Annotated in this window: 24 protein-coding genes, 1 tRNA gene and 2 pseudogenes; 13 read left to right on the forward strand and 14 right to left on the reverse strand. The window is 71.3% G+C overall.

The annotated features are described in order from the left end of the window. Nucleotides 1-133 precede the first annotated feature (133 nt). From ACYVJ0_RS07855 to ACYVJ0_RS07865, 3 genes are all read right to left on the reverse strand, one after another. A tRNA-Ser gene (locus ACYVJ0_RS07855) sits at nucleotides 134-224 on the reverse strand. Between the two features lie 151 nt (nucleotides 225-375). Further along, the gene (locus ACYVJ0_RS07860; protein ID WP_460817092.1) at nucleotides 376-1020 is read right to left on the reverse strand and encodes a cation transporter; all 645 of its coding nucleotides are present in this window, start codon (nucleotides 1018-1020) and stop codon (nucleotides 376-378) included. Beyond that, nucleotides 1017-1361: an ArsR/SmtB family transcription factor gene (locus ACYVJ0_RS07865; RefSeq protein ID WP_449853869.1), complete on the reverse strand. Its 345-nt coding sequence runs from the start codon at nucleotides 1359-1361 to the stop codon at nucleotides 1017-1019. The genes ACYVJ0_RS07860 and ACYVJ0_RS07865 overlap by 4 nt, the downstream gene beginning before the upstream one ends. 82 nt (nucleotides 1362-1443) lie before the next feature. On the opposite strand from ACYVJ0_RS07865, the gene ACYVJ0_RS07870 reads away from it, so the two are divergent. The 6 genes from ACYVJ0_RS07870 (at nucleotide 1444) to radA (ending at nucleotide 7432) form a co-directional block, all read left to right on the forward strand. Beyond that, complete coding sequence (locus tag ACYVJ0_RS07870) at nucleotides 1444-2814, forward strand: MFS transporter (protein WP_460817094.1); 1371 nt, start codon at nucleotides 1444-1446, stop codon at nucleotides 2812-2814. 99 nt (nucleotides 2815-2913) lie between these two features. After that, nucleotides 2914-3585: a helix-turn-helix domain-containing protein gene (locus tag ACYVJ0_RS07875; RefSeq protein ID WP_460817096.1), complete on the forward strand. Its 672-nt coding sequence runs from the start codon at nucleotides 2914-2916 to the stop codon at nucleotides 3583-3585. Beyond that, nucleotides 3564-3917, forward strand: coding sequence for a hypothetical protein (locus tag ACYVJ0_RS07880; RefSeq protein ID WP_460817097.1), 354 nt, complete (start codon nucleotides 3564-3566; stop codon nucleotides 3915-3917). The genes ACYVJ0_RS07875 and ACYVJ0_RS07880 overlap by 22 nt, the downstream gene beginning before the upstream one ends. Nucleotides 3918-4061: 144 nt before the next feature. Continuing rightward, nucleotides 4062-4298, forward strand: a complete 237-nt coding sequence (locus tag ACYVJ0_RS07885; RefSeq protein ID WP_460817099.1) for a hypothetical protein — start codon at nucleotides 4062-4064, stop codon at nucleotides 4296-4298. Between the two features lie 342 nt (nucleotides 4299-4640). Further along, a complete protein-coding gene (locus ACYVJ0_RS07890; RefSeq protein WP_460817101.1) occupies nucleotides 4641-6002 on the forward strand; it encodes a hypothetical protein in 1362 nt (453 codons plus the stop codon). A gap of 77 nt (nucleotides 6003-6079) precedes the next feature. Next, entirely contained in the window at nucleotides 6080-7432 is a 1353-nt protein-coding gene (radA, locus tag ACYVJ0_RS07895; RefSeq protein ID WP_460817102.1) for a DNA repair protein RadA, read from the forward strand. Nucleotides 7433-7637: 205 nt separating this feature from the next. On the opposite strand, the gene ACYVJ0_RS07900 is transcribed toward radA, so the two are convergent. The 5 genes and pseudogenes from ACYVJ0_RS07900 to ACYVJ0_RS07920 all read right to left on the reverse strand — a co-directional run bounded on the left by ACYVJ0_RS07900 (nucleotide 7638) and on the right by ACYVJ0_RS07920 (nucleotide 10341). Further along, complete coding sequence (locus ACYVJ0_RS07900) at nucleotides 7638-8045, reverse strand: dehydrogenase (RefSeq protein ID WP_460817104.1); 408 nt, start codon at nucleotides 8043-8045, stop codon at nucleotides 7638-7640. 160 nt (nucleotides 8046-8205) lie between these two features. Further along, a pseudogene (locus ACYVJ0_RS07905) lies at nucleotides 8206-8769 on the reverse strand (manganese catalase family protein); the annotation flags it as partial. A 71-nt stretch (nucleotides 8770-8840) separates the two neighbouring features. Continuing rightward, the gene (locus ACYVJ0_RS07910) at nucleotides 8841-9506 is read right to left on the reverse strand and encodes a hypothetical protein (RefSeq protein WP_460817105.1); all 666 of its coding nucleotides are present in this window, start codon (nucleotides 9504-9506) and stop codon (nucleotides 8841-8843) included. A 26-nt stretch (nucleotides 9507-9532) separates the two neighbouring features. Continuing rightward, entirely contained in the window at nucleotides 9533-10033 is a 501-nt protein-coding gene (locus ACYVJ0_RS07915) for an amino-acid N-acetyltransferase (protein WP_449853875.1), read from the reverse strand. 143 nt (nucleotides 10034-10176) lie between these two features. Beyond that, nucleotides 10177-10341 carry a hypothetical protein gene (locus ACYVJ0_RS07920; RefSeq protein WP_460817107.1) on the reverse strand — a complete coding sequence of 55 codons (165 nt, stop codon included), beginning with the start codon at nucleotides 10339-10341 and terminating at the stop codon, nucleotides 10177-10179. A gap of 6 nt (nucleotides 10342-10347) precedes the next feature. Here ACYVJ0_RS07920 and ACYVJ0_RS07925 point away from each other — a divergent pair, with 6 nt between their 5' ends. Then, nucleotides 10348-11193, forward strand: a complete 846-nt coding sequence (locus ACYVJ0_RS07925) for a GNAT family N-acetyltransferase (protein ID WP_460817108.1) — start codon at nucleotides 10348-10350, stop codon at nucleotides 11191-11193. A 131-nt stretch (nucleotides 11194-11324) separates the two neighbouring features. Here ACYVJ0_RS07925 and ACYVJ0_RS07930 read toward each other — a convergent pair whose 3' ends face one another. Next, nucleotides 11325-13844: an ATP-dependent Clp protease ATP-binding subunit gene (locus ACYVJ0_RS07930; RefSeq protein WP_460817110.1), complete on the reverse strand. Its 2520-nt coding sequence runs from the start codon at nucleotides 13842-13844 to the stop codon at nucleotides 11325-11327. A 248-nt stretch (nucleotides 13845-14092) separates the two neighbouring features. Here ACYVJ0_RS07930 and ACYVJ0_RS07935 point away from each other — a divergent pair, with 248 nt between their 5' ends. The 3 genes from ACYVJ0_RS07935 (at nucleotide 14093) to ACYVJ0_RS07945 (ending at nucleotide 16483) form a co-directional block, all read left to right on the forward strand. Beyond that, on the forward strand, nucleotides 14093-15511 hold the full coding sequence (locus ACYVJ0_RS07935) for a dicarboxylate/amino acid:cation symporter (protein WP_460817112.1): 1419 nt from the start codon (nucleotides 14093-14095) through the stop codon (nucleotides 15509-15511). Nucleotides 15512-15632: 121 nt separating this feature from the next. Then, nucleotides 15633-16256, forward strand: a complete 624-nt coding sequence (locus ACYVJ0_RS07940; RefSeq protein ID WP_460817114.1) for a hypothetical protein — start codon at nucleotides 15633-15635, stop codon at nucleotides 16254-16256. Next, nucleotides 16253-16483, forward strand: a complete 231-nt coding sequence (locus tag ACYVJ0_RS07945; RefSeq protein ID WP_449853880.1) for a helix-turn-helix domain-containing protein — start codon at nucleotides 16253-16255, stop codon at nucleotides 16481-16483. Before ACYVJ0_RS07940 ends, ACYVJ0_RS07945 begins: the two co-directional genes overlap by 4 nt. Nucleotides 16484-16517: 34 nt before the next feature. Here ACYVJ0_RS07945 and ACYVJ0_RS07950 read toward each other — a convergent pair whose 3' ends face one another. Next, complete coding sequence (locus ACYVJ0_RS07950) at nucleotides 16518-18281, reverse strand: cation:proton antiporter (RefSeq protein ID WP_460817116.1); 1764 nt, start codon at nucleotides 18279-18281, stop codon at nucleotides 16518-16520. 167 nt (nucleotides 18282-18448) lie between these two features. Between ACYVJ0_RS07950 and ACYVJ0_RS07955 the strand changes: the two genes are divergently transcribed. After that, nucleotides 18449-19501 carry an LLM class flavin-dependent oxidoreductase gene (locus ACYVJ0_RS07955; RefSeq protein WP_460817118.1) on the forward strand — a complete coding sequence of 351 codons (1053 nt, stop codon included), beginning with the start codon at nucleotides 18449-18451 and terminating at the stop codon, nucleotides 19499-19501. Nucleotides 19502-19519: 18 nt separating this feature from the next. Here ACYVJ0_RS07955 and pheA read toward each other — a convergent pair whose 3' ends face one another. From pheA to cmtR, 3 genes are all read right to left on the reverse strand, one after another. Further along, nucleotides 19520-20473 (reverse strand): prephenate dehydratase, encoded by a 954-nt coding sequence (gene pheA / locus ACYVJ0_RS07960; RefSeq protein WP_449853883.1) that lies wholly within the window; start codon nucleotides 20471-20473, stop codon nucleotides 19520-19522. A 196-nt stretch (nucleotides 20474-20669) separates the two neighbouring features. Then, the gene (locus ACYVJ0_RS07965) at nucleotides 20670-21272 is read right to left on the reverse strand and encodes a cadmium resistance transporter (protein ID WP_016997609.1); all 603 of its coding nucleotides are present in this window, start codon (nucleotides 21270-21272) and stop codon (nucleotides 20670-20672) included. Next, on the reverse strand, nucleotides 21269-21628 hold the full coding sequence (cmtR, locus tag ACYVJ0_RS07970) for a Cd(II)/Pb(II)-sensing metalloregulatory transcriptional regulator CmtR (protein ID WP_006590980.1): 360 nt from the start codon (nucleotides 21626-21628) through the stop codon (nucleotides 21269-21271). Before cmtR ends, ACYVJ0_RS07965 begins: the two co-directional genes overlap by 4 nt. Before the next feature lie 115 nt (nucleotides 21629-21743). Between cmtR and ACYVJ0_RS07975 the strand changes: the two are divergent. Further along, nucleotides 21744-21971: pseudogene (locus ACYVJ0_RS07975) on the forward strand (AAA family ATPase); the annotation flags it as partial. 113 nt (nucleotides 21972-22084) lie between these two features. Beyond that, nucleotides 22085-23728 carry a phosphoglucomutase (alpha-D-glucose-1,6-bisphosphate-dependent) gene (gene pgm, locus ACYVJ0_RS07980; RefSeq protein WP_460817120.1) on the forward strand — a complete coding sequence of 548 codons (1644 nt, stop codon included), beginning with the start codon at nucleotides 22085-22087 and terminating at the stop codon, nucleotides 23726-23728. 106 nt (nucleotides 23729-23834) lie between these two features. Here pgm and ACYVJ0_RS07985 read toward each other — a convergent pair whose 3' ends face one another. Then, nucleotides 23835-24980, reverse strand: a complete 1146-nt coding sequence (locus ACYVJ0_RS07985) for an AI-2E family transporter (RefSeq protein WP_460817121.1) — start codon at nucleotides 24978-24980, stop codon at nucleotides 23835-23837. Nucleotides 24981-25051 lie beyond the last annotated feature (71 nt).

Here is a 25051-nt window from a genome sequence, read left to right on the forward strand (position 1 = left end):
TGTAGTTCCCTTCGCCGCCCATCGTCAAGCGCCTGTGGACGATCTTGCTCGATTCTTGCTCACGAGCCCTGTTCCGGGCAAAGCGAAAACCCCGCGATCCCAGTGTTTTCAAGGGTTCGCGGGGCTTCGACGATGGCGGTGACGGTGGGATTTGAACCCACGGTAGGGGGTTGCCCTACACAACTTTTCGAGAGTTGCACCTTCGGCCGCTCGGACACGTCACCGGGGTCGAGTTTACGCGACGTTCTCCTGGCGCGCCAATCGGCGGCGCCCCGCCCGCGAGAATCCAGGCCCGCGCCGAGAATCCGCGGGCGCCTGGATTCTCAGCACGGGGATGGATTCTCGCCGCTCATCCGAGCCCCGCGGCGAGCGGGCTCAGTGCTCGTCCTCCATGAGCATGCCGACCGAGGTGGCGCACGCGTCGCCGCGCCAGGCCTCGAGGCCCTCGCGCACGGCGAAGGCGGCGATGACGAGGCCGGCGATCGCGTCGGCCCACCACCAGCCCAGCAGGCTTTTGAGCACGAGGCCCGCGAGCACCGCCGCCGACAGGTAGGTGCAGATGAGGGTCTGCTTCGAGTCGGCCACGGCGGTGGCCGATCCGAGCTCGCGGCCGGCGCGACGCTCAGCGAACGACAGGAACGGCATGATCGCCACGCTGAGCGCCGTGATGACGATGCCGAGCGTCGAATGCTCCACGTCCGCGCCGCCGACGAGGGCCAGGACCGACGTGACGGTGACGTACGCGGCGAGCGCGAAGAAGGCCACGGCGATGACGCGCAGCGTGCCGCGCTCCCAGCGCTCCGGGTCGCGCCGCGTGAACTGCCACGCGACGGCGGCGGCCGAGAGCACCTCGATCGTCGAATCCAGGCCGAACGCGACGAGCGCGGCCGACGAGGCCGCAGCTCCCGCGGCGATGGCGACGACCGCCTCGACGACGTTGTAGCCGATGGTCGCGGCGACGATCCAGCGGATGCGCCGCTGCAGGACGGATCGCCGATCGGCAGACGCGGTGGCGGTCATGCGCAGGTGCAGCTCTCTCCGGCGCAGCAGCCGGGCTCGACGTACAGGACCACGCGCAGCAGCTCGTCGAGCGCGGGCGCGAGGTGGGCATCGGCCAGCCGGTACCAGCTGCGGCGCCCCTCGGGCACGGCCTCGACGAGCCCACAGCCGCGCAGGCACGCGAGGTGGTTGGACATCGACTGCCGCGACACCCCGAGCGCGTCGGCGAGGTCCGCCGGGTAGGCCGGCGCCTCGCGCAGCGCGAGCAGCACGCCGACGCGGGTGGGATCGGAGAGGGCGTGGCCGAAGCGGGCGAGCGCGGCCGTGTGCGTCACGGTGGCGGTGGCGGTGGCGGTCGACATGGATGCGATAGTACACGTTTCGATGTACCGTCAAACCCGCGGCACGCGCCCCGGTGTCTCCGGCCCGGCATAGCCTGGGCGCATGAGCGCTCCCTCGCAGACGCGCGTGCTGTGGATCGCGATCCTCGCCTCGTTCGTCGCCTTCCTCGACGGCACGGTCGTGAACGTCGCCCTTCCCGCGATCGACCGCGAGCTGGGCGGCGGGCTCACGACGCAGCAGTGGGTGGTGGACGGCTACCTCGTCACGCTCGGTGCGCTCATCCTCGTCGCCGGATCGGTGAGCGACGCGTCCGGGCGAGCGCTCGTGCTGCGGATCGGCCTCGTCGGGTTCGGCATCGCCTCGATCGCGATCGCGCTCGCGCCCGATCCGCTCATCCTCGTCATCGCGCGCATGCTGCAGGGCGCGGCCGGCGCGTTCCTCGTGCCGAGCTCGCTCGCGCTCATCACCTCGACGTTTGAGGGGCCGGCGCAGTCGCGCGCCATCGGCACGTGGACCGCGCTCACGACGGGCGCCATGATCGCCGGGCCGCTCATCGGCGGCGCGCTCGTCGATCTCGCCAGCTGGCGCCTCGCGTTCCTCATCAACGTCATCCCGATCGGCATCACGCTCTGGATGCTCCGCGACATGGCCGATCCGCCCCGCCGCGCCGACGCCCGCATCGACGTGCTCGGCGCGGCGCTGTGCGTGCTCGGCTTCGGCGCGCTCGTGTTCGGGCTCATCGAGCAGCCGAACCTCGGCTGGGCGCACCCGGCCATCCCCGGCTCGCTCGCCGGCGGCGCGATCCTCTTCGCCCTCTTCCTGCTGCGCCAGCGCACGGCGCGCTCCCCGATCCTGCCGTTGGACGTGTTCCGCGTGCGCAACTTCTGGACGGGCAACGTCGCCACGGCGCTCATCTACGGTGCACTCTCGCTCAACGGCTTCGTCGTGGCGGTCTACCTGCAGGAGGGCGCCGGGCTCTCGGCGACCCTCGCGGGCCTGGCGAGCCTGCCCACGACGATCCTCATGATCCTGCTCAGCTCGCGGATCGGCGCGCTCTCGGGCCGCTGGGGCGCGCGGATCTTCATGACGGTCGGGCCGCTCGTCATGGCTGCGGGATCGCTGCTGCTGCTCGCCGTCGCGCCGGAGTTCGACTACTGGTGGCAGGTGCTGCCGTCGATGATCGTGTTCGGCCTCGGGCTGTCGATCACCGTCTCGCCGCTGACGGCCGCGATCCTGGGCGCGATCGAGCCCGCGCGCAGCGGCATCGCGAGCGCCGTCAACAACGCAGTCTCGCGCGTGGCCGGCCTCGTCGCCATCGCCGCGATCGGCACCATCGTGGGCGGCACCCTCGACCTCGAGGGCTTCCACCGGGCCGCGATCGTCGTCGCCGCGCTCATGGCGGCGGGCGGCATCGTGTCGTGGCTCGGGATCCGCAACGACGCGCGGCGGGCTGAACCGGCCGACGCGAACTAGAGCACGTCTGGCCCTAGCTCGAGCTCGACGGGCGAGGCAACCTCCTGGAATCACCTTCCCTCGCGGTGTATAAATGTTCCGTCGAGGGAAGGTTTTTACATGGAGTTCGTGACGACGGAGGAGGCCGCGAAACGGCTGGGCGTGTCCACGCGCCGTGTCGTCGACATGCTCACGAGCAAGCAGCTCGCAGGACAGAAAGTGCACCGCAGCTGGCTCGTGTCAGCCGCGGCCGTCGACGAGCGCGAGCGACTGCAGCACAGCCACGGCCGGCCGGTGAAGGCGACCACGGCGCGCGCGGTGATCGGCGCGCTGTCAGCGGGCACCGCGCTTCCGGTGAGGCAGCAGGCCATCGTGCAGCACCGGGGGGCCGGGCAGCTCGCCGCGGCGCTGGCGCGCTCGGTGAGGGTAGAACGGTTCGCGACCCGAAGCCCAGAGCTCGCAGCCGAGCACCTGCACTTCACGGGAGAGAACGCACTCGCGCAGATCGTCGCCCACGCGGGCGACGCTCTTGCCGGGCGGGCCCGGCAGCTGCACGGCTATCCGAAGGACATGAGTTTCGAGGAGCTCGTCGACCACGCCATGCTCGTGCGCGACGACGAGAACCCGCGGGTGGTGCTCTACCGGTTCGAGGACGAGATCTTCCCTTGGCGCAGCACGCCGGCCGCGCTGGTCGCCGTGGATGCGGCGCGCAGCGAGGTCTCCCGGGTGCGCGCGGCAGGCCTCGAGGCGCTGGAGCGGATGAGGAGCCGATGGCTGGCCGAGCTCACGTAGTCGAGGTGCCGGCGGAGATCCCGCCGTGGCCACTGGCGTTCGAGGTCGCCGCCTCGACTCCACCCGGCAGCTGGGCGCTCGTCGGCGGGCTCATGGTGCACGTGCACGCGCTGCGCGCCGGAATCGAGGCCACCCGTCCGACAAACGACATCGATCTGCTGCTGAACATCGGGGCGAACTCCGTCTCCCATGTCGCCGGCCCTCTCACCCGGCTCGGATTCGTCGCCGTGGACCCGTCGCCGGGTAACCCCATCCATCGCTTCACGAGAGGCGAGGAGGACGTCGTCGACGTGATGGTCGCGCGCGACGTGCGCGCGCGCACGCGCTGGTAGCTGCGCCCGCTGCTGCGCTCGCCCGGCGCAGCGCAGGCGCTGCAGCGGCGCGACACCTACACGCTCAGCTCGACCGCCAGGTCGGCGACCGTCGAGGTTCCGGACGAGCTCGGCGCGATCATCGCCAAGGCCGCCGCGTACGCGGTGGACTCTCGCAACCCCGGGCGACACCTCGAGGACCTCGCCGTCCTCGCCGCGGCCGCCGGGAACCCGCGCACCCTCGCCCTGGGCACTCTCACCCGCAAGGATCGCCAGCATCTTCGCCGGGTCATCCCGTACCTGGCCGAGGACCGGCACCCAGCGTGGCGAGTGCTCGGCTCCTACGATCAGACGATCGGTCAGAGAGTGTGGGCGGCGATCACCACGGCGTGCACACCATGAGCACGGGCGATGCCGCAGAGCAGCTGCCACGACCTCGAAGGCGCATGCCGGTGACCCGCCGCCCCGCAGGCATGCCGCGGGTCCGCGCGCGCCTACGGCCCGCAGTCGCACCACGAACCTCGTAGCCACGCGACTGTATGGGCTCGCAATCAGCGGACGCGAGCTAGTCCACCGCTGCCCGGGCGCACCGGGGGAAATCCCGTGTCACCGGGGATTCCGGTGAATCCTCGGCGGCGCGCCGGTGAACACTCCCGCGCGCCGATGCGGCGGCGCGGGCGGGCCTAGCTTCTGCGGTGACGGCTGTGCCCGCGGCCGTCACCCCTGAATCGAAGGAGATCTCCCGTGCGCATCACATCCGTCTCCGCGTTCGCGGCGGCCGCCGCGCTTGCCGCCGTCGCGGCGCCACTGCCGGCCGCCGCCGCCGAGGCCACCGGCGATCTCATCGTCACCCGCTTCGACGACCGCTTCGCCGACGGGCTCTACGACCCGTCCCTCACGGCACCCTCCGGCGACGCGGACCGCCTCAACACCGCGCTGCCCGCGCAGCTCGTCGACGTCAACGGCGAGCGCTGGTACGTGAGCGCCGACGAGGACGGCCTCTACCGCTTCGACGACGTGCCCGTCGGCCCCGCCAAGCTCTACCTGATGTACCCGAACAACCCGCCCGGCGAGGTGCTCTTCGACGCCACGGGCGCCGAGAGCGCCGCCGACATCACCCGGCTCGACACGGCCGAATACTTCGGCGTGCAGGGCGTGCTGGATGTCGTCATCGACGAGGACGGCGAGGAGCGGCTCATCGGCATGTCGGCGCTGCGCCTGGCGGCCAACGTCGAGCTCGCCGACGGCACGCCGGTCTCGGGGGCGAGCGTCGAACTCGGCTCGGGCGGCGACTGGTACCCCGCCACGGAGTACGGCTTCGCCGGCGGCGAGGGCACGTACGAGGCGTTCCGCTCCGAGGGCGGCTACGTGCGGCACCTGCCGGGGCAGCTCGGCGTGCGGATCGACGCGCCGGAGGGCTACGAGGTCGCCGAGGTGACCGCGGCCGACAACAACGAGTTCGCCGTGACCGAGGCCGACGGCGCGTGGTGGTTCAGCTCGACCGAGGTGTGGAACTACTTCTGGAACCCCGCGTTCACGATCACGCTCGAGGAGGCCGCGCCGGCCGACACGACCGCGCCGACCGCCACGGTCAAGCAGGGGGCGGAGTTCACCACGGGCGACGCGAGCGGCTACGGCCGCGTCAGCTTCAAGCTGCACGACGAGGGCAAGATCGACCGCGTCGAGATCAACGGCGTGGAGAAGGACCTCGTCGACAACGCCTGGTCGGACGTCAACTTCGTCGCGCCCGGCGTCTTCGGCGCCACCGCGGGCCGGAACACGATGACCGTCTACGACGTCGCCGGCAACGCCACGACGGTGTCGTTCACGCTCGACGCCACCGCCCCGACCGCGACCCTCAAGTCGGGCGAGACCTACACGGTCGGCAACGAGTCGGGCTACGACAAGGTCAGCTTCAAACTGCACGACGGCGGCAAGGTCGACCGGGTCGAGATCAACGGCGTCGTGAAGGACCTCACGAACAACGCGTGGTCGGACGTCAACTTCATCCGCCCCGGCGTCTTCGGCGGCCGCAGCGGCGAGAACACGATGATCGTCTACGACATCGCGGGCAACTCCCGCGAGGTGACGTTCATCCTGAACTGATCCACCCCGCGCGGCCCCTCTTCCACAGGGAGAGGGGCCGCGCGCTGCGTGTCGGACGCCCCGCCTACCCTGGAGGCATGGCCTCGAAGCGACCCGCACCCGCCCCGTTCCGGTGCACGGAGTGCGGATGGACGACCGCGAAGTGGGTCGGCCGCTGCGGCGAGTGCCAGCAGTGGGGCACCGTCGTCGAGGCGGAGCAGCCGCAGGCCGCCCGGCGCGTGGAGTCGATGATCCCCACGGCCGCGGCGACGCCGATCACACGGGTCGAGACGCGCGAGGCACCGCGCCACTCGAGCGGGATCGAGGAGTTCGACCGGGTGCTGGGCGGCGGCGTCGTGCCGGGCGCGGCGATCCTGCTCTCGGGCGAGCCGGGTGTGGGCAAGTCGACGCTGCTGCTCGAGGTCGCGGCGCGAGCGGCCAGCGAGGGCCGTCGCGTGCTGTACGTGAGCGCCGAGGAGTCGCCGGCGCAGGTGCGGCTGCGCGCGGAGCGCACGGGCGCGCTGCACGACGAGCTGTACCTGGCGAGCGAGACCGATCTGGCCACGATCCTGGGGCACATCGACTCGGTGCAGCCGCAGCTCGTCATCGTCGACTCCGTGCAGACCGTGGCGTCCTCGCTCTCGGACGGCGCGGCTGGCATGCCCGGCCAGGTGCGCGAGGTCGCGGCCACGCTCATCCGCGTGGCGAAGGATCGCGACCTGCCGATCATCCTCGTCGGGCACGTCACGAAGGACGGGCAGGTCGCGGGACCGCGGCTGCTCGAGCACCTCGTCGACGTCGTGTGCCAGTTCGAGGGCGATCGCCAGACCGCGCTGCGCTTCGTGCGCGCGCTGAAGAACCGCTTCGGGCCGACGGACGAGGTGGGCTGCTTCGAGATGACCGGCGACGGCATCTTCGAGGTGCCCGACCCGAGCGGCCTGTTCCTGTCGCAGGGCTCCCCCGAGCCGGGCACATGCGTGGCCATCGCGCTCGAGGGCCGCCGCGCGCTGCCCGTGGAGGTGCAGGCCCTCACCATCCCGACGAGCGCGCCGAACCCGCGGCGCGTGGTGCACGGCGTCGACGCCTCGCGCGTGGCGATGGTGCTCGCGGTGCTCGAGCGGCGGGCCGGCATCAAGACGAGCGATCAGGACGTCTACGTCTCGACCGTGGGAGGGGTGCGGTTCACCGAGCCGGCGGCCGACCTCGCGATCGCGATCGCCGTGGCCGGCTCGGTGCGCAACTTCAAGGTGCCTCGGCAGCTCGCGGCGATCGGCGAGCTCAGCCTTGCGGGCGAGGTGCGGCCCGTCGCCCAGGCGGATCAGCGCCGCACGGAGGCCGCCCGCCTCGGCTACCGGCAGGTGGTCGACAACGGCGCCAAGCGCCTGCGCACCGCGCTCGACCACGTGCAGGCGAGCGGGCCGAGGCCGCTCGACGACGTCCCCGACTTCTGATCCGCGGCGACGCCCCTACGAGAGGCGGCGTTCGAGGCGCACGGTGGCCCTCGCGATCACCGGTTCCGGCCCGGCCGGCGGCGCGGCGTCACGAAGAACAGCGCGAGCGGGACGATCACGCCCGCCACGCACAGACCGAGCGACAGCCACGGGGACATGCCCCCATCCTGTCAGCGATCCGGGCGGCCCGGAACCTCTCCGGCCGTCAGGCCTCGAGGGCGGCCAGCAGGTCGGACGGGGAGGCCTGCATGGGGTGCGGGCCCGCGATGTCGAGGAACACCGTCGTGATCTCGTCGGCGTGCGCGGCGAGGAACGTGCGCAGCCACTGCGGCGAGTAGACGCCGAACGCGGGCGGCAGGTTGGCCGGCTTGTGGCGCGCATCGCTGAACAGCAGCAGCGCCACCTCGCCCGTCGCCGGATCGCGGAAGGTCCAGACCTCCCCGCCCTCGAGCGGGTTGTCGCGCGGGCCGGGCTTGATGAGCGGCACGATCGTGTTGCCGTTGCGCAACGCCAGCGCGACCGCGGCCATGTCCTGCTTCTCGAGCGCCTGCGCGAGCGCCTCCGAGCGCACGTCCTGCTCGGTCAGCTTCGGGGGCTTGCGCTTCTTGGCCATGGTTTCAGCCTAGGCGGGCGTGCGCGGCGGTGCCCGGCGTTGCGGTGGTCGCTTCATCTCCGCGGCCTCCGGCCGCTCCGTTCAGCAACCGATCCGGCCGCTCGGTTCAGCAGCCGAGGGGACGCAACCGATCCGGTGCGTCCCCTCGGTTGCCGGACGATCACTCCATGTTCATGGCGTCCTGCGCGCGCCCCGCGATCTTCTCCACCGCGTCGGGCAGCTCGGTCGTGCCGTAGAACCGGACGTCCGGGTGGGTGGGCGGCGGCATGGTCGCGCGCGTCGTGGGCCCGTCGTGGTACGTTAACTCGCCCTTGCCGTCGGGCGTCGGCCCCGAGGCCCAGGGGCCCTCGCTCGCGGCGGCGCCGTCGCTGAAGTTCAGGTACTGGTACGACACCTCGCGGTGCTCCTTGTCGATCGGGAAGTTGCTCGGCACGGGCAGCTCCTCCACGCCGTTCTCCTTGAGGTCCTCGATCGCGGTGAGCCACTGGTTCTGGTGCATCGTGTCGCGTGCGAGCAGGAAGGCCAGCAGATCCCGCACGCCGGCGTCGTTGGTCATGTGGTACAGCCGCGCCACCTGCAGACGCCCCTGCATCTCGCCGTTGGCGTTGGCCGTGAAGTCGGCCATGAGGTTGCCGCTGGCCGTGATGTAGCTGCCCTGCCACGGATTGCCGTTGCTGTCGACGGGGCGGGCACCCGCTCCGGCGACGATCGCCTGCTGCAGGCTCGACCCCGGGGCGTCTGCGACAATGCCCGGAGCGCGGGCCGAGCTCGGGCGGAACCCCGAGGCAGCGCGGATCAGCCCAGGATGAACTGGCGCGACGAGGTCGAGGCGATGCCGCCGATCTCGACCGCGAGGTGGTACGACGATCCACCGGCCGGGGCCGCCGGGCGGCCCTCGGAATCGCACGTGTCGACGGCCGAGCGGGTGCGATCCCAGACCACGGGCTCGGCGCTCGTGACCTCCTGCCCGGCGGCGAGCGTGACGACCATGTCGATCGGGTCGCGCTGGCAGTCGGTGGAGCGCCACCAGGTGTCTTCGCCGCTCGTGATCGTGAAGCGCTGCTGCGACGTGCCGACGTTGAACGTGCAGTCCACGTCGCCGGTGTTCACGAGCCGGATCGACAGCTGCGGCTGCTCGCCCTCGGCATACACGTCCTTGTCGGTGAGCGCCTCCACCTGGATCGCGTTGGGGTCGCAGGCCTGCGGCTCACCGGCGTCGGTCGGCGTGGAGCTGGGTTCCGGGCTCGCCGAGCCGGACGGCGCGGGTGTCGGCTCACCCGTGGGCAGCGGCGTGCTCGCGGACGGTGTGGGCTCGGCGTCGGCGAACAGCGCCCGCCACGGCTGGGCGTTGACGGCCCAGACGACGCCGGCGGTGATGCCGCCGACGACGAGCAGCGCGAGCAGGAGCACCGCGATCCGCCGACGCCGGTAGACGGCGGGGGAATGACGGCGGGCGCTCACGTCTTCAGGGTAGGCGTCGGCGCGGCTCAGAGCCGCTTGAGCATGCGGGTGTTGCCGAGGGTGTTCGGCTTGACGTGCGCGAGGTCGAGGAACTCGGCCACGCCCTCGTCGGGGCTGCGCACGAGCTGCGAGTACACATCGGGGTCGACGATCTGCTCGCCGATGGGCGTGAAGCCGCGGCGCGAGAAGAAGTCGACCTCGAAGGTCAGGCAGAACAGGCGGTTCACGCCCAGCTCGCGGGCGTTGTCCTCGAGGCGCTCGACGATCGCGCGGCCGACGCCGCGGTGGAGCCAGTCGTCGCGCACGAGCAGCGTGCGCACCTCGCCCAGGTCCTCCCACATCACGTGCAGCGCGCCGCAGCCGACGATCTCGCCCGCCGCCTCGGCCACGACGAACTCGTGTGTCGCCTCGTACAGGACGACGAGGTCCTTGCCCAGCAGGATCCGGCGCTGCACGTACGGCTCGAGCATGTCGCGGATCGGCAGGATGTCGGCCGTGCGCGCGGGCCGCACCAGGAACTCGCTCATCCCTCCAGGGTATGGGCCGGTTGCTCGACGCCGCCTGCGCGCCGGATCGGGACGTCCGGATAGAGTCCTCGGGTACGTCCGCGCCGTCGAAGAGGTCTCATGTCGTCACCGGAACCGCAGCCCGGCCAGCGGGTCGTCATCCGCTACACGGACGGCGGATCGCCGACCGACGCCGTCGGCTCGGTCACGGCCGCCGCCGCGTCGGCCGTGACCGTCGAGACCAAGCGCGGCGCGGTGACGATCCCGCGCGAGACGATCCTGCTCGTGCACGAGCTGCCGCCCGCGCCCACGCGGCCGGCGCGCTGCACCGGATCGTGTCGGCCGAGGATCTGCAGCGGATCGCCGCCGCCACGTGGCTGCCGGAGGACTCGGCGTGGCTGCACGCCGACAACCTCAGGGCCGAGGAGCGCGACGAGCCCCCGAGCGTGCAGGCCGGCTGGCTGCTGCGCGCCAACGGCGGCGTGACGCACCGCGCGAACTCCGCCCTGCCCCTGGGCGATCCGGGCATGCCGCCCGAGCAGGCGCTCGAGCTCGTGACGGCGTGGTTCGCCGAGCGGGATCAGCGGCCGGCATTCCTCATCCACTCGTCCGCGGGCACGACCGAGCTCGCGCCGGCATGCGCGGCGATCGCACCGCGGTTCCGCGACGCCGGGCTCGCGCCGTCGAAGCCGACGCTCGTGCTGACGGCCGCGACGCGCGAGCTCGCCGGCGGCGCCGACCGGCCGGCCGAGGCCGCGCCCGGCGGGCTCGAGATCGTCGAGCACGACGAGCCGCACGCCGTGCACTTCGAGGCGTGGGGGCGCCCGGTCGGCTCCCCCGGCCACGAGGCCTACCGCCGACTGCTGTGCGGCCCCGAGTCGCGCACCTTCTTCTCAGCGATCGAGCGGGGTGCCGATGGCGCCACGACGCTCGTCGGCACCGTGCGGCTGGCGATGGCGCAGAAGTGGGCCGTGGTCTCCGACCTCGTCGTCGCGCCGGCCTACCGGCGCCGCGGCGCGGGCCGGGCCCTCGTGCGCGCGGCCGCCGCGGGAGCCGCCGTGCGCGGTGTGCGCTCCGCCCTCGTGCAGGTGCAGGCGGGCAACGAGGCCTCGCTCGGGCTCATGGCCTCCCTCGGCTTCACCGAGCACCACCGCTACTGGCACGCGCGCGTGCCGGAGTAGGCCGCCGCTCCGGTTGCGGTGGTCGCTTCATCTGCGCGGCCTCCGGCCGCTCCGTTCAGCAACCGAGGGGTCACCGCCCCGGGCGACGCGAAAGGGCGGCCCCCGGAGGGACCGCCCTTTCGTGCGTCAGGTCAGCTGCCGAGCGCCAGATCCGGCGTGCCGGAGATGCCGCCGGCGGTGTTCACGCCCACCGCCACGCGCTCGCCGCGCGGGGCGTTCTCGAACGTGAACCGGCCGTCCTCGACGTCCACCTTGATGTGGTGGCCGGCCTCGAGGGTGCCGGCGAGGATGCGCTCCGAGAGCTGGTCCTCGATCTCGTGCTGCATCGCGCGGCGCAGCGGGCGGGCGCCGAGCGCCGGGTCGAAGCCGATCTCGATGAGGCGCTCCTTGGCGGCGCGCGACAGCTCGATCGTCATGTCGCGGTCGAGCAGACGGTCGTTGAGGCGCTTCGTGAACAGATCCACGATCTGGATCAGCTCCTCCTTCGACAGCTGCGGGAACACGATGATGTCGTCCACGCGGTTGAGGAACTCGGGCTTGAAGTGGCGCTTCAGCTCCTCGTCGACCTTGCCCTTCATCCGCTCGTACGTCGTGGTCGAGTCGCCTTCGACCTGGAAGCCGACCGGGCCACCGGCGATCGCCGACGAGCCGAGGTTCGTCGTCATGATGATCACGGTGTTCTTGAAGTCGATCACGCGGCCCTGACCGTCGGTCAGACGACCCTCCTCGAGGATCTGCAGCAGCGAGTTGAAGATGTCCGGGTGCGCCTTCTCGATCTCGTCGAAGAGCACGACCGAGAACGGCTTGCGGCGCACCTTCTCGGTGAGCTGCCCGCCCTCCTCGAACCCGACGAATCCCGGAGGGGCTCCGAACAGGCGCGAGACGGTGTGCTTCTCGCCGAACTCGCTCATGTCGAGCGAGATGAGCGCGCCCTCGTCGTCGAACAGGAACTCCGCGAGCGCCTTGGCGAGCTCGGTCTTTCCGACGCCCGTGGGGCCGGCGAAGATGAACGAGCCCGAGGGGCGCTTCGGGTCCTTGAGGCCGGCACGCTGGCGACGGATCGTCTTCGAGAGGGCGGCGATCGCCTCCTCCTGGCCGATGACCCGCTCGTGCAGCGCCTTCTCCATGAAGACGAGGCGGCTGGTCTCCTCCTCGGTGAGCTTGAACACCGGGATGCCCGTGGCCTGCGCGAGCACCTCGGCGATCAGGCCCTCGTCGACCACCGCGTGCGACTCGATGCTGCCCGAGCGCCACTGCTTCTCGAGGCGCAGGCGCTCGCCCAGCAGCGACTTCTCCTCGTCGCGCAGAGCGGCGGCCTTCTCGAAGTCCTGCTCCTCGCTGGCGGCCTCCTTCTGCTCGCGCACCTTCGCGATGCGCTCGTCGAACTCGCGCAGCTCGGGCGGGCTCGACAGGATCGACAGGCGCAGGCGGGCGCCGGCCTCGTCGATCAGGTCGATGGCCTTGTCGGGCAGGAATCGGTCGCTGATGTAGCGGTCGCTGAGGTTGGCGGCCGAGACGATGGCGCCGTCCGTGATCTGCACCTTGTGGAAGGCCTCGTAGTGGTCGCGCAGGCCCTTGAGGATGTTGATCGCGTGCGGCAGCGACGGCTCGTTGACCTGGATCGGCTGGAAGCGGCGCTCGAGCGCGGCGTCCTTCTCGAAGTGCTTGCGGTACTCGTCGAGCGTCGTGGCGCCGATCGTCTGCAGCTCGCCGCGGGCGAGCAGCGGCTTCAGGATCGAGGCCGCGTCGATCGCGCCCTCGGCGGCGCCGGCACCCACGAGGGTGTGGATCTCGTCGATGAAGACGATGATGTCGCCGCGGGTGCGGATCTCCTTGGTCACCTTCTTGAGGCGCTCCTCGAAGTCGCCGCGGTAGCGCGATCCGGCGATCAGCGATCCCAGGTCGAGCGAGTACAGCTGCTTGTCCTTCAGCGTCTCGGGCACCTCGCCCTTGACGATCGCCTGCGCGAGGCCCTCGACGACGGCGGTCTTGCCGACGCCGGGCTCGCCGATCAGCACGGGGTTGTTCTTGGAGCGGCGCGAGAGGATCTGCATCACGCGCTCGATCTCCTTCTCGCGCCCGATGACCGGGTCGAGCTTGTTCTCGCGCGCGGCCTGCGTGAGGTTGCGGCCGAACTGGTCGAGCACCTGCGATCCGCCCTGAGCCTGCGCGGTCTGCTCGGCGCCGGCGCCCACGGCGGCCGGCTCCTTGCCCTGGTAGCCCGAGAGCAGCTGGATGACCTGCTGGCGCACCTTGTTCAGGTCGGCGCCGAGCTGCACGAGCACCTGCGCCGCGACGCCCTCGCCCTCGCGGATGAGGCCGAGCAGGATGTGCTCCGTGCCGATGTAGTTGTGGCCGAGCTGCAGCGCCTCGCGCAGCGACAGCTCCAGCACCTTCTTCGCGCGCGGCGTGAAGGGGATGTGGCCGGTCGGCTGCTGCTGACCCTGGCCGATGATGTCCTGCACCCGCTCGCGCACGGCATCGAGCGAGACACCCAGGGACTCGAGAGCCTTCGCGGCGACGCCCTCGCCCTCGTGGATGAGGCCGAGCAGGATGTGCTCGGTGCCGATGTAGTTGTGGTTGAGCATCTTCGCCTCTTCCTGGGCGAGCACAACCACACGACGGGCACGGTCGGTGAATCTCTCGAACATGTCACTCCTCCGGGCACTTGGGCCTTCGGGACGCGGGGTGCAGGAAGCGCACCTCGCGCCATGGATTCCACCGTAACGACGGATCCCTGCCGGGGCGCCCGTGTTCGCCGTGGGCATAGCGCACCGACGCGGTCGTCGCGGCCCTCCGCCGGGAGGCGCGAAACGTTCCGTCACACGGCGCCGGGAACATCCCGAGGGCCTCTAACGTTGACCAGCGTGCCACCGGGCACCCCTCGAAACGGAGAACCATGAGCACCACCACCCCCGCGAGAAAGGCGCGCGCGAAGCGGCCCTTCTACGCGTCGTTCGGATTCCAGGTCATCGCCGCCCTCGTGGTCGGCATCGCGCTGGGCCTGCTCGCCCGCCAGCTGGGGGCCACGCAGGAGAACCCGAACGGCCTGTTCACGACGCTCGACACCATCGGCAGCTCGTACGTCACGATCCTGCGCGCCGCCGTCGTGCCGCTCGTGTTCACGGCGATCGTCGCGAGCATCTCGAACCTGCGCCGCGTGCAGAACGCCGCGCGCCTGGCGGGCCAGACCCTGCTGTGGTTCGCGATCACGGCATTCATCTCCGTCGTGATCGGCATCGCGCTCGGCCTCGTGATCCGCCCGGGCGACCGCGCCGGCGGCGACCTCGAGGCGGCCGAGCCGAGCCACGTGGGCACGTGGTGGGACTTCCTCATCGGCCTCGTGCCGCAGAATTTCCTCGGCCTCGGCGTCTCGGGCGCCGTCGACCCCGAGACCGGCGACTTCAGCGGCGGGGTCTCGTTCAACATCCTGCAGATCATCGTCGTCTCGGTCGTCGTCGGCCTCGCGGCGCTGCGCGCCGGCCGCAAGGCCGAGCCGTTCCTCGCCTTCACCGAGTCGCTGCTGCGCGTGATCCTGCGCGTCGTGTGGTGGATCATCCGGATCGCCCCGCTCGGCACGCTCGGCCTCATCGGCGCCGCCGTGGTGAAGTACGGCTGGGAGCGCCTGACCTCGCTCGCGTGGTTCGCGGGCGCGATCTACATCGGCCTCGCGCTGGTGTTCTTCGTCGTCTACCCGCTGCTGGTGAAGTTCCACGGCCTGTCGATCAAGCAGTACTTCTCGGGCGTGTGGCCCGCGACCCAGTTCGGCTTCGTGAGCCGCTCGTCGCTCGGCACGCTGCCGCTGACCCAGCGCGTGGCGGAGCGCAACTTCGGCGTGCCGCGCGAGTACGCCTCGTTCGCCGTGCCGTTCGGCTCGACGACGAAGATGGACGGCTGCGCCGCGATCTACCCGGCGATCGCCGCGATCTTCGTGGCCCAGTTCTTCAACATCGAGCTCACGCTCATCCAGTACGTGCTCATCGCCCTCGTCTCGGTCGTGGGATCGGCCGCGACGGCCGGCACCACGGGCGCGACCGTGATGCTCACGCTCACGCTGTCGACCCTGGGCCTGCCCCTCGAGGGCGTCGGCCTGCTGCTGGCGATCGACCCGATCCTCGACATGGGCCGCACCGCGGTGAACGTCACCGGCCAGGCGATCATCCCCGCGATCGTCGCCAAGCGCGAGGGCATCCTCGACCTCGACCTCTACAACGCGCCGCGGGAGGGCCTGCCCTTCCAGGACGAGGAGGAGTCCGAGGCGGAGGCCGTCTCGGACGCCGAGGCGACCGGCACCCAGGAGCCCGTCGCGACTCGCTGATCCATCCCACGCCGATGGCCCGTCTCCCCCGGGGAGGCGGGCCATCGGCGTTCCCGGGGCGCTTGACTTATCGATAGTCGTTGTTATCGTTTGTCGTGAAACATTGAGAATGGAGAGCGGGATGACGATGACGACGGGCGGCAGGTCGCTGTCGCGAGCCGATGGGGTCGCGCTGGGTGTGATCGCGACGGGCGCCGCGTCGGTGGGGATCGCCGCGCTGACGGCGATCGTGCTCGCCGCCGTCGGTGCCGCGGAGCGCACGCTCACGGTGACGCGCCTCGCCCTGCTCGACGCGCCCATGCCCACGCCGGCCGGGGCGGCGTCCGCGCAGTACGAGACGGCCGCGGTGACGCTGGCCGACGCGCCGGCAGTCATCCGCTGGATGCTCTTCCTCGAGGGCTCGCTGCCCGCGCTGGCGACGATCGGCACCTGCGTGATCGCCGCGTGGCTCGGCGTCGCGCTCATCCGCGAGCGCCCCTTTGCGCGGCGCGCAGACGCGGCGATCGTCACCGTGGCGTGCCTCGTGATGGTGGGCGGGATCGGCGGGCAGCTGGCCGGCGCGATCGGGCGGGCCGAGACCACGGCGCTGCTCGAGCGCGCCGACCCGGCGATCGAGGGCGTCTTCCCCCTCTTCCTCATGAACCTCGACCTCGCCCCGATCGGCTGGGGCTTCACCCTCGCGCTCGTCGGCGCCGTCTTCGGCATCGGCCGCCGCCTGCAGCGCGACACCGAGGGGCTCGTGTGAGTCCCGCCGCGGACGAGGAGGCCAGCGGGATCCACTGCCGCCTCGACGAGCTGCTCGCCGAGCGCGGCATGACCCTCACGGCGCTGAGCGAGCAGGTCGGCGTGAGCATCGTGAACCTGTCTGTGCTGAAGAACGACCGCGCCCGCGCGATCCGGTACTCCACCCTCTCGGCCATCTGCCGCGCGCTCGACTGCGAGGTGGGGGACCTGCTCGTCCGCGTCGACTGAGCCGCGGGATCCATCCGGGCGACTGAGCGCCGGATCAGTCGGGGCGGAGCGCGCCGCGGGTGTCGAGGGCGAGCTCCTCGGCGTCCATGGCGACGAACAGCTCGCGCATGACCTCCTCGCTGAGGTTGCCCGCGCGGCATTCGTCCAGCAGCACCTGGCGGCGCACCGCGAGCCAGCCCTTCGAGAGCTCGACGACCGCCTCGCGCGGCACCCGGTTCCACCGCTCCTGCGCCTTCTCGAGGTCGCGGTCGGCCCGATCCGTGTCGCGCTCCACGCGCACCATCGCGCGCGCGAAGCCCTTGAAGATGTCGGCGCTCTCCTCGCCGTGCTCCGCGATCCACCGCTGCTGCTGCGCGCGCAGGTACTCGAGCCCCGCCTCGTTCGACAGCCGGCGCATGCGGGCGATCTCGGCCTCGTCGGAGCGGCGCTCGTCGTCGGCCGTGACGCCGAGGGCGCGAATCAGCGGCGTGAGCGTGAGGCCCTGCAGCAGCAGGGTGCCCACGGTGACCACGAACGCCACCGCCACGAGCACCTCGATGTGACCGGTGGGCATGGCGTGCTCCGTGAGATCCGGCAGCGCCGCCGCCATCGCGAGCGTGACGACGCCGCGCATGCCCGCCCACGAGATCACCACCCGCTCGCGGCGCGACAGCGGCGGCTCGAACACGCGGCGCCGGATCGCCTCCTTCGTGGGCGTCGCGGGGCCGAGGCGCGCACGGTGCCGCTCCTTCTTGCGCCGCACGGCGCGGGCGCGGCGGCTGTGCGGATCGGCGCGATAGGCCTCGGCGGCGTGCTTGAAGCGCATGAGGCGCAGCCGCTGCAGCGCCTGGCCCCACGCATATGAGGCGAAGACGAACACCGGGCGCACGGCGATGACGACGAGCAGCACGGCGACCGAGATCAGGATCGTGCGCGTGCCGTCGGTGCTCGACAGCTCCGCGATCACGGTGGGCAGCTGGAGTCCGACGTACGCGAACACGAAGCTCTCGAGCAGGAAGTCCATGGCGTGCCACAGCGGCCGGTCCTGCTGCCGCGTCGTGTAGGCGGTGCGGGGCGCGTGGTAGCCGACGTAGAAGCCCATGGCCACGACCGCGAGCACGCCCGAGCCGTGCAGGTGCTCCGCGATCGCGTAGGCGCCGAACGGCATCAGCAGGCCGAACGTGGCCGTGACGGTCGTGTCGTCGAACCGCATGCGCAGCTGATGGAGGACGACCCCGAAGGCCAGGCCGATCCCCACGCCCAGGACGACCGCGAGGGCGAACTCCCACACCCCCTGCCACACCGTGACGGTGGCGCCGGCGACGACCGCGGCGAAGACCCGCACGAGCGTGAGCGAGGTGGCGTCGTTGATGAGGCTCTCGCCGCTCATCACGTTCATGACGCGCCGCGGCAGGCCGAGCCTGCGCCCGATCGCGGCGGCCGAGACGGCGTCGGGAGGACCGACGATCGCGCCGAGCAGCAGTGCGCCGGCCAGGCCGAGCTCGGGCATGATGAGCCACGCGACGACACCGACCGCGACGGCCGTGACGAGCACGAGCCCGACCCCGAGCCGGCGGATGTGCGGCAGCGAGTACCGGAAGCTGAGGAACGACGACTCGAGCGCCGCCGAATAGAGCAGCGGGGGCAGCGTGAGGTTCAGCAGCAGGTGGCCGTCGATCGCGATCTCGGGCACGAAGGGCAGCAGCGAGACGACGAGGGCCACGGCCGTGACGAGCAGCGGGGCCGGCCAGCCCCGCCACCGCGCGAACGCCGCCACCGCGACCGATCCGACCAGCACGTAGAACAGCTCCACACCCATGGATCGACCCTATTCCCGCCGCCGCCGCGCCCGCGGTCCTCCCTGCACAACGAAGGAGAGCCGCGGCCGAGCAGGGTCGGAATGGTCGGATCCGCGCCCGATGCGCTGCGATCTCCTTCGTTGTGCAGCGGGGAATGCCGGCGGGGCCGGCGCGGTTGGACGACATGATGAGCGAGAACGCGAACCCGGCCCTGTCCGTCCTCGACCTGGTGCCGGTGCGCACCGGGCAGACCAGCGCGCAGGCGGTGACCGCCTCGATGGCCATGGCGCGACGCGCCGACCAGCTGGGCTACCGGCGCTACTGGTTCGCGGAGCATCACAACATGCCGGCCGTCGCCTCCACCGCCCCGCCGGTGCTGATCGCCGCCGCGGCGGGCGTGACCGAGCGGATCCGCGTGGGATCGGGCGGCGTCATGCTGCCGAACCACTCCCCCCTCATCGTGGCCGAGCAGTTCGCCGCGCTCTCCGCGCTCGCGCCCGGCCGGATCGACCTGGGCATCGGGCGCGCGCCCGGCAGCGACCCCGTGATCACGCAGCTGCTGCGCCGCTCGGGCACGACGAGCGACGTCGAGCGCTTCCCCGAGCACGTGACCGACATCGTCTCGCTCGTGAGCCCCGAGGGCGCCACCGTGCGCTTCGTCTCAGGCGGTGAGTACCAGGTGCGCGCCACCCCCGCCGCCACCGATGTGCCCGAGGTGTGGCTGCTCGGATCGAGCGACTACTCCGCGCAGCTGGCCGCCCAGCTCGGCCTGCCGTACGTCTTCGCCAACCACTTCGCCGGCGACGGCCTCGAGCGCGCCATGGCGCTCTACCGCAGCGGATTCCAGGCGAGCGAGGCCCGGCCCGCGCCGAAGTCGTTCCTCACCACCAACGTCGTGGTCGCCCCGACCGCGGAGGAGGCGCGGGAGCGCGCCCTGCCGCAGGCGCGCCAGTTCGCGCGGATGCGCACGAACAAGCCGATGCGCCCCATGGAGACGGTGGACGAGGCGCTCGCCGAGAAGCCCGACGCCCTGGAGCAGTCGCTCATCGAGCAGACGATGAGCCGCTGGATCATCGGCACGCCCGACGACGCCGCCGCGCAGCTGCGCGCGTTCGCCGCGACGCACGAGGTCGACGAGATCATGGTCTCGGCGGTCGCGGGCTCGTACGCGAGCGAGCCGCTCGACGCCCCCGAGGGCCGCGTGCAGACGCTCGAGCTGCTCGCCGCCGCGCTCGGCTGACGCGCGAGGGGCGGATCCTCAGTCGGCGGGCTCGCCCGAGAGGAGGCCGCGCAGCCAGTCGCGCGAGTCGGCGAAGGCCTCGTCGGCGTAGCGATCCGGATACTGCACGATCTTGCGGTCCGCCCGGGGGTACGAGCCGAGGAAGATCACCTTCGGGCTGAACCGCTTGAGCCCCATGAGCGCGTCGGCCATGCGCTCGTCGCGGATGTGGCCGTCGGCGTCGATGACGAAGCGGTACCGGCCCATCCGGTCGCCGATGGGGCGGGACTGGATGAGGCTGAGGTTGATGCCGCGCGTGGCGAACTGCTCGAGCATCTCGAGCAGCGCGCCCGGCTGCTCGGCGGGCAGCTCGGCCACGAGCGAGGTCTTGTCGGCGCCGGTCGGCTCGGGCGGCGCGACCGTGCGGGTCACGAGCACGAAGCGCGTGACGGCGTGCTCGTTGTCGCCGATGTTCTCCGCCAGCACGTCGAGGTCGTAGCGCCCGACCACGCCAGGCGCGGCGATGGCCGCCTGCGCGGGGAGGGATCCGTCCAGCACGCCGATCGCGCTGGCCACGTTGCTGCCGGCGACGACGGATCGGTGGCCCGGCACGTGCGCGCCCAGCCACTCGAGGCACTGCGCGTAGGCCACGGGATGCGCGGCGATGTCGGTCACATCCGTCAGGCGGGTGCCGCGCGGCGCGACGAGCACGAAGGTGACGGGCACGAGGTACTCGCCCACGATCCGCAGGCCCGGGGTGTCGGCGAGGGCGTCCTGCGCGCTCGAGACGCCGCCCTCCACGGTGTTCTCGATGGCGATCATCGCGGCGTCGCTGGCGCCGGAGGCGACGTCGCCGAGCGCCTCGCCCACGTTGTGCACGGGCTTCCACACCTGCCCGCGCGCCTCGGGCACCTGCTCGAGGGCGGTCTCCGTGAAGGTGCCGGCGGGGCCGAGATAGCTGTAGACGCGACGCTCACCGGGCTCGATCGACATGGACGCCAGCGTATCCCGGCCTCCGGATGCCGCGTGCGCACACGACTGTGGCTTCGTTCGCTTGGTGGCGGGGTTTTTGCAGCGCTCCGTGGCGGTCTTGTTGCCGCGATCACGCAGGACTGGCTGCAGGTAGGTGTCGCGGTCTGAACCGAGAGGGGTGCGCCCGGTCGGGGCCGTTTGGATCGCTGCCGCTACGTCAGAGTCCGAAGGCTCCGCCGCTGACGAGGATCACGATGCCGAGGCCGATGAGAACGATGGGGAAGAGGATGTGCTCCCAGCGTTCGAGCACTTCGGCGATCGGGGGGCGGGTGGCGACGAACTTTGCCAGGGCCACCAGGACCGCGACGAGCGCGAGGAAGACGATGCAGTAGGCGACTACTGCGAGAGGTTCCACGCTGAGGAAGACAGGGGTGTAGACGCCGATGTTGTCGCCGCCGTTGGCAAGGGTGACGCCTGCGACTGTCCACACGCCGACCTTCTTGCCGGCAACCTTGGCCTCGTCGTCATCGTCGTCATCGTCTCCGCGCCAGGCCTGCCATGCGGCCCAGAGGCCGAGGCCCAGAGGGATGAGACCGAAGTACGGGATGGCTGCCGAGGGCAGGAATGCTCCGGCACCGATGGTCACCAGGACCGCGGCACCGAGGATGCCGGCGAATCCGAGGTACTGGCCGGCCAGAATGCGGGCGGTAGTGCCGCGCTGGCCTGCCCCTCGCGCGAAGAAGAGGGAGAGCACGATGATGTCGTCGATGTTGGTCGCTGCGAACAGGCCCATCGCCTGCAAGACCGAGGTGAGGATCATGCGCCCTCCCCAGCTGCGTCGCATCCGGGAAGCGAGCAGGCGGGATCGATGCACGGGGCGTCTTCGTCCACTGCCAGGGTGGCATCGACCAGTGCCGTCAGCGCCTGCGCCAGGTGCGAATCGGCGATCTCATATCGTGTCCGACGACCCTCGGGCTCGGAGACGACGATCCCGCAATCGCGCAGGCATGCCAGGTGGTTGGACACGTTCGGGCGTGTCAGGTCCAGATCTCGGGCCAGTTCCGCCGGGTAAGCGGGATGGTCGAGCAGGGTCAAGATGATCCGGGATCGAGTGGGGTCGGCCAGTGCACGACCCAGGCGGTTCATCACGTCGAGACGCGAAGCAATAGTCAGCATGGACTGAACTATACAGCGCGCACTGAACACTCGGTCACAGGCGTCAGCCCAGATCGCATGCCCCGGCGACCGCCGGACAGGGAAACCGATAGGAACGAAACCCAGGCCGGTTCAGTTCGTCCTCGAGCGACACTGGCGATCCCTCGGCAAGACCCTCGACCCCGACGACTTCACCGACGCCCAAGCCATCGCAGCCATCGCACGGATCACCCGCGGCAACTTCCGGCTCCTCGAACGCCTCTTCCCCCAGATCCAGCGGGTCCTGAAGATCAACGAACTCGACACCATCACCAACGACGTCATCGAAGCCGCACAGAGCACCCTGGTCATCGGTGTCACCTGACCCCGCCACGAAGCGACCGAAGAACCCCGCCATTCAGCAGACGAAGTCACAGCACACGACGATCCACACCGGATGCATAACCGTCGGGTAACGACGCCTGGCAGACTGGAGGAATGACGAGCCGTGCAGGACAGCCCGCGGAGCCCTCCGATCTCGCAGACATCGACGAGCTCATAGGCGCGTACTACGACGTGGCGCCCGACCCGGCCGTGCCGGGCCAGCGCGTCGCCTTCGGCACGAGCGGACACCGCGGCTCGAGCCTGAGTGCGAGCTTCAACGAGCAGCACATCCTCGCCACGACCCAGGCGATCGTCGACTACCGCAACCGCGAGGGCATCGCCGGGCCGCTGTTCCTCGGCCGCGACACGCACGCCCTCTCGCTGCCGGCGGAGCGCAGCGCCATCGAGGTGCTCGTCGCCAACGGCGTGGACCTGCGGATCGATGCCCGCGACTCGTGGGTGCCCACCCCGGCGCTCAGCCACGCGATCCTCACGCACAACCGCGGCCGCGATGCCGCCGATCCTGCCCGCGCCGACGGCATCGTCGTGACGCCCAGCCACAACCCGCCCACCGACGGCGGGTTCAAGTACAACCCGCCACACGGCGGCCCGGCCGACGCCGACGCGACGGAGTGGATCGCCGCGCGCGCGAACGAGCTGATCGAGGGCGGTCTCGAGGGCGTGCGCCGCGTGCGCTTCGCCGACCTCGACGCCGATGCGCTGCCCGGCTACGACTTCCGCGACGCCTACGTGCGCGACCTCGCCACGATCATCGACATGGACGCGATCCGCTCCTCCGGCGTGCGGATCGGCGCCGACCCGCTCGGCGGCGCGTCGGTGGAGTACTGGCAGCTCATCGCCGAGGTCTACGGCCTCGAGCTGACGGTGATGAACCCGGACGTCGACCCGACGTGGCGGTTCATGACGCTCGACTGGGACGAGAAGATCCGGATGGATCCCTCCTCCCCCAGCGCCATGGCCTCGCTCGTCGCGCGCCGCGACGAGTTCGACCTCATCACGGGCAACGACGCCGACGCCGACCGGCACGGCATCGTCACGCCCGACGCCGGGCTGATGAACCCGAACCACTACCTGGCCGTCGCGATCGACTACCTCTACGCGCATCGCCCGCAGTGGCGGGGGGATGCGGCGATCGGCAAGACGCTCGTCTCGTCGATGATGATCGACCGCGTCGCCGAGTCGCTCGGGCGGCGGCTCGTCGAGGTGCCCGTCGGCTTCAAGTGGTTCGTTCCCGGGCTTCTGGACGGATCCGTCGCGTTCGGCGGCGAGGAGTCGGCGGGCGCGTCGTTCCTGCGCCGCGACGGATCGGTGTGGACGACCGACAAGGACGGCATCCTGCTGTGCCTGCTGGCCGCCGAGATCCTCGCCGTCACCGGCAAGACGCCGTCGCAGCGCTACGCCGAGCTGGAGGCGCGGTTCGGCGCGTCGTCGTACGCGCGGGTCGACGCCCCCGCCACGCGGGAGCAGAAGGCAGCGCTCAAGGCGCTCTCCCCCGAGTCGGTCGCGGCCACCGAGCTGGCGGGCGAGCCGATCACGGCGAAGCTCTCGCACGCCCCCGGCAACGGCGCGGCGATCGGCGGGCTCAAGGTGCAGACCGAGCACGCGTGGTTTGCCGCGCGCCCGTCGGGCACCGAGGACGTCTACAAGCTCTACGCCGAGTCGCTGCGCGGGCCCGAGCACCTCGCGCAGGTGCAGGAGGAGGCCCGCGCCGTGATCGACGCCGCCTTCAAGGGCTGAGCGCCGCCCTTCCCGCCGAACCCGCACCGGTTCCGCCAGCCCGCGCCCGATCCGGGGCGGGTTCGCGGATCGAGCGCGGGTTCGCCGCTGACGGCGCCCGGCCCCGTCAGCGGCGGGGCTTGCGGCGGGCCCAGCGGGCGGGGAGGTCGGGGCCGTCCCAGACCTGCACGATGCCCCACGCCACCGCGGCGAGCGGCACGGCGAGGACCGCGCCGAGGATGCCCGACAGCACGGTGCCGATCGTCAGTGCGACCAGCACGACGAGGCTGTGCAGCTTCAGCGCGCGACCCATGAGCACCGGCTGCAGGAAGTTGCCCTCGAGCTGGTTGACGACCACGACGATGATCACGATGATCACGGCCGTCCAGAGCCCGCCGTCCACCAGGCCGACGAGCGCGGCGAGGATGCCGGCCGCCGTCGCGCCGACGATCGGCACGAACGCGAGCAGGAACACGACCAGCGTCAGCGGCAGCGCCAGCGGCACCTGCAGGATGAACAGGCCGGTGCCGATGCCGATCGCGTCGACCGCCGCGACCGCCGCGGTGCCGCGCACGTACGCGCCGAGCGTGTCGATCGTCTTGTTGCCGACGCGACGCATGCGCCCGTACCACTCGCCCTCGAAGGGGCGCAGCAGGAAGGCCCAGATCTCCGGGCCGTCCTTGAGGAAGAAGAACAGCACGACCACCATGAGCACGAAGCCGGTGACGAAGTTCGCCACGACGCCGAAGCCGGCGACGGCGCCGCTGCCCACGCTCGAGCCGAACTGGGCGCTCGTGACGAACTCCTGCACGGCCGCGATCCACTCGTTGATCTGATCCTGCGAGGGCGCGAACGGCAGGGTGTTGACCCACTCGATCACCTGCTGCACGCCCTGCTGGGCGCTGGCGTAGAGGTCGGCGGCCTGGTTGCTCACCTGCGCGACGATCGCCCAGCCCAGCCCGCCGATCACGAGCACGATGGTCAGCAGCAGCAGCACGGTGGCGAGCACCGACGGCATGCGCGCGCGCATGCGCCGCATGAGCGGCTCGAACGCGGCCGCGAAGATCAGGGCGAGGATGAGCGGGATCACGACGAGCGTGAGCGACTGCAGGCCCCACACGAGGCCCGCGCCGAGGATGACGACCGTGATGATCTGGATGGCGCGGGTGGCGAAGAGCCCGAGCCCGTCCGACCAGGCGGCGCGCGCGCGGCTCGGCGGCTGCGGCGGCACGACGGCCGGGGCGGGCGGGGCGGAGCGCTTCCTGAACACCATGCGCCCCATCCTGCCCCGTCCCGCGCGTCCTGTCGCAACCCCTTGCGGATCGTCGGCGCGCCGCACCTCTC

The sequence above is a fragment of the Microbacterium petrolearium genome, assembly GCF_054782875.1.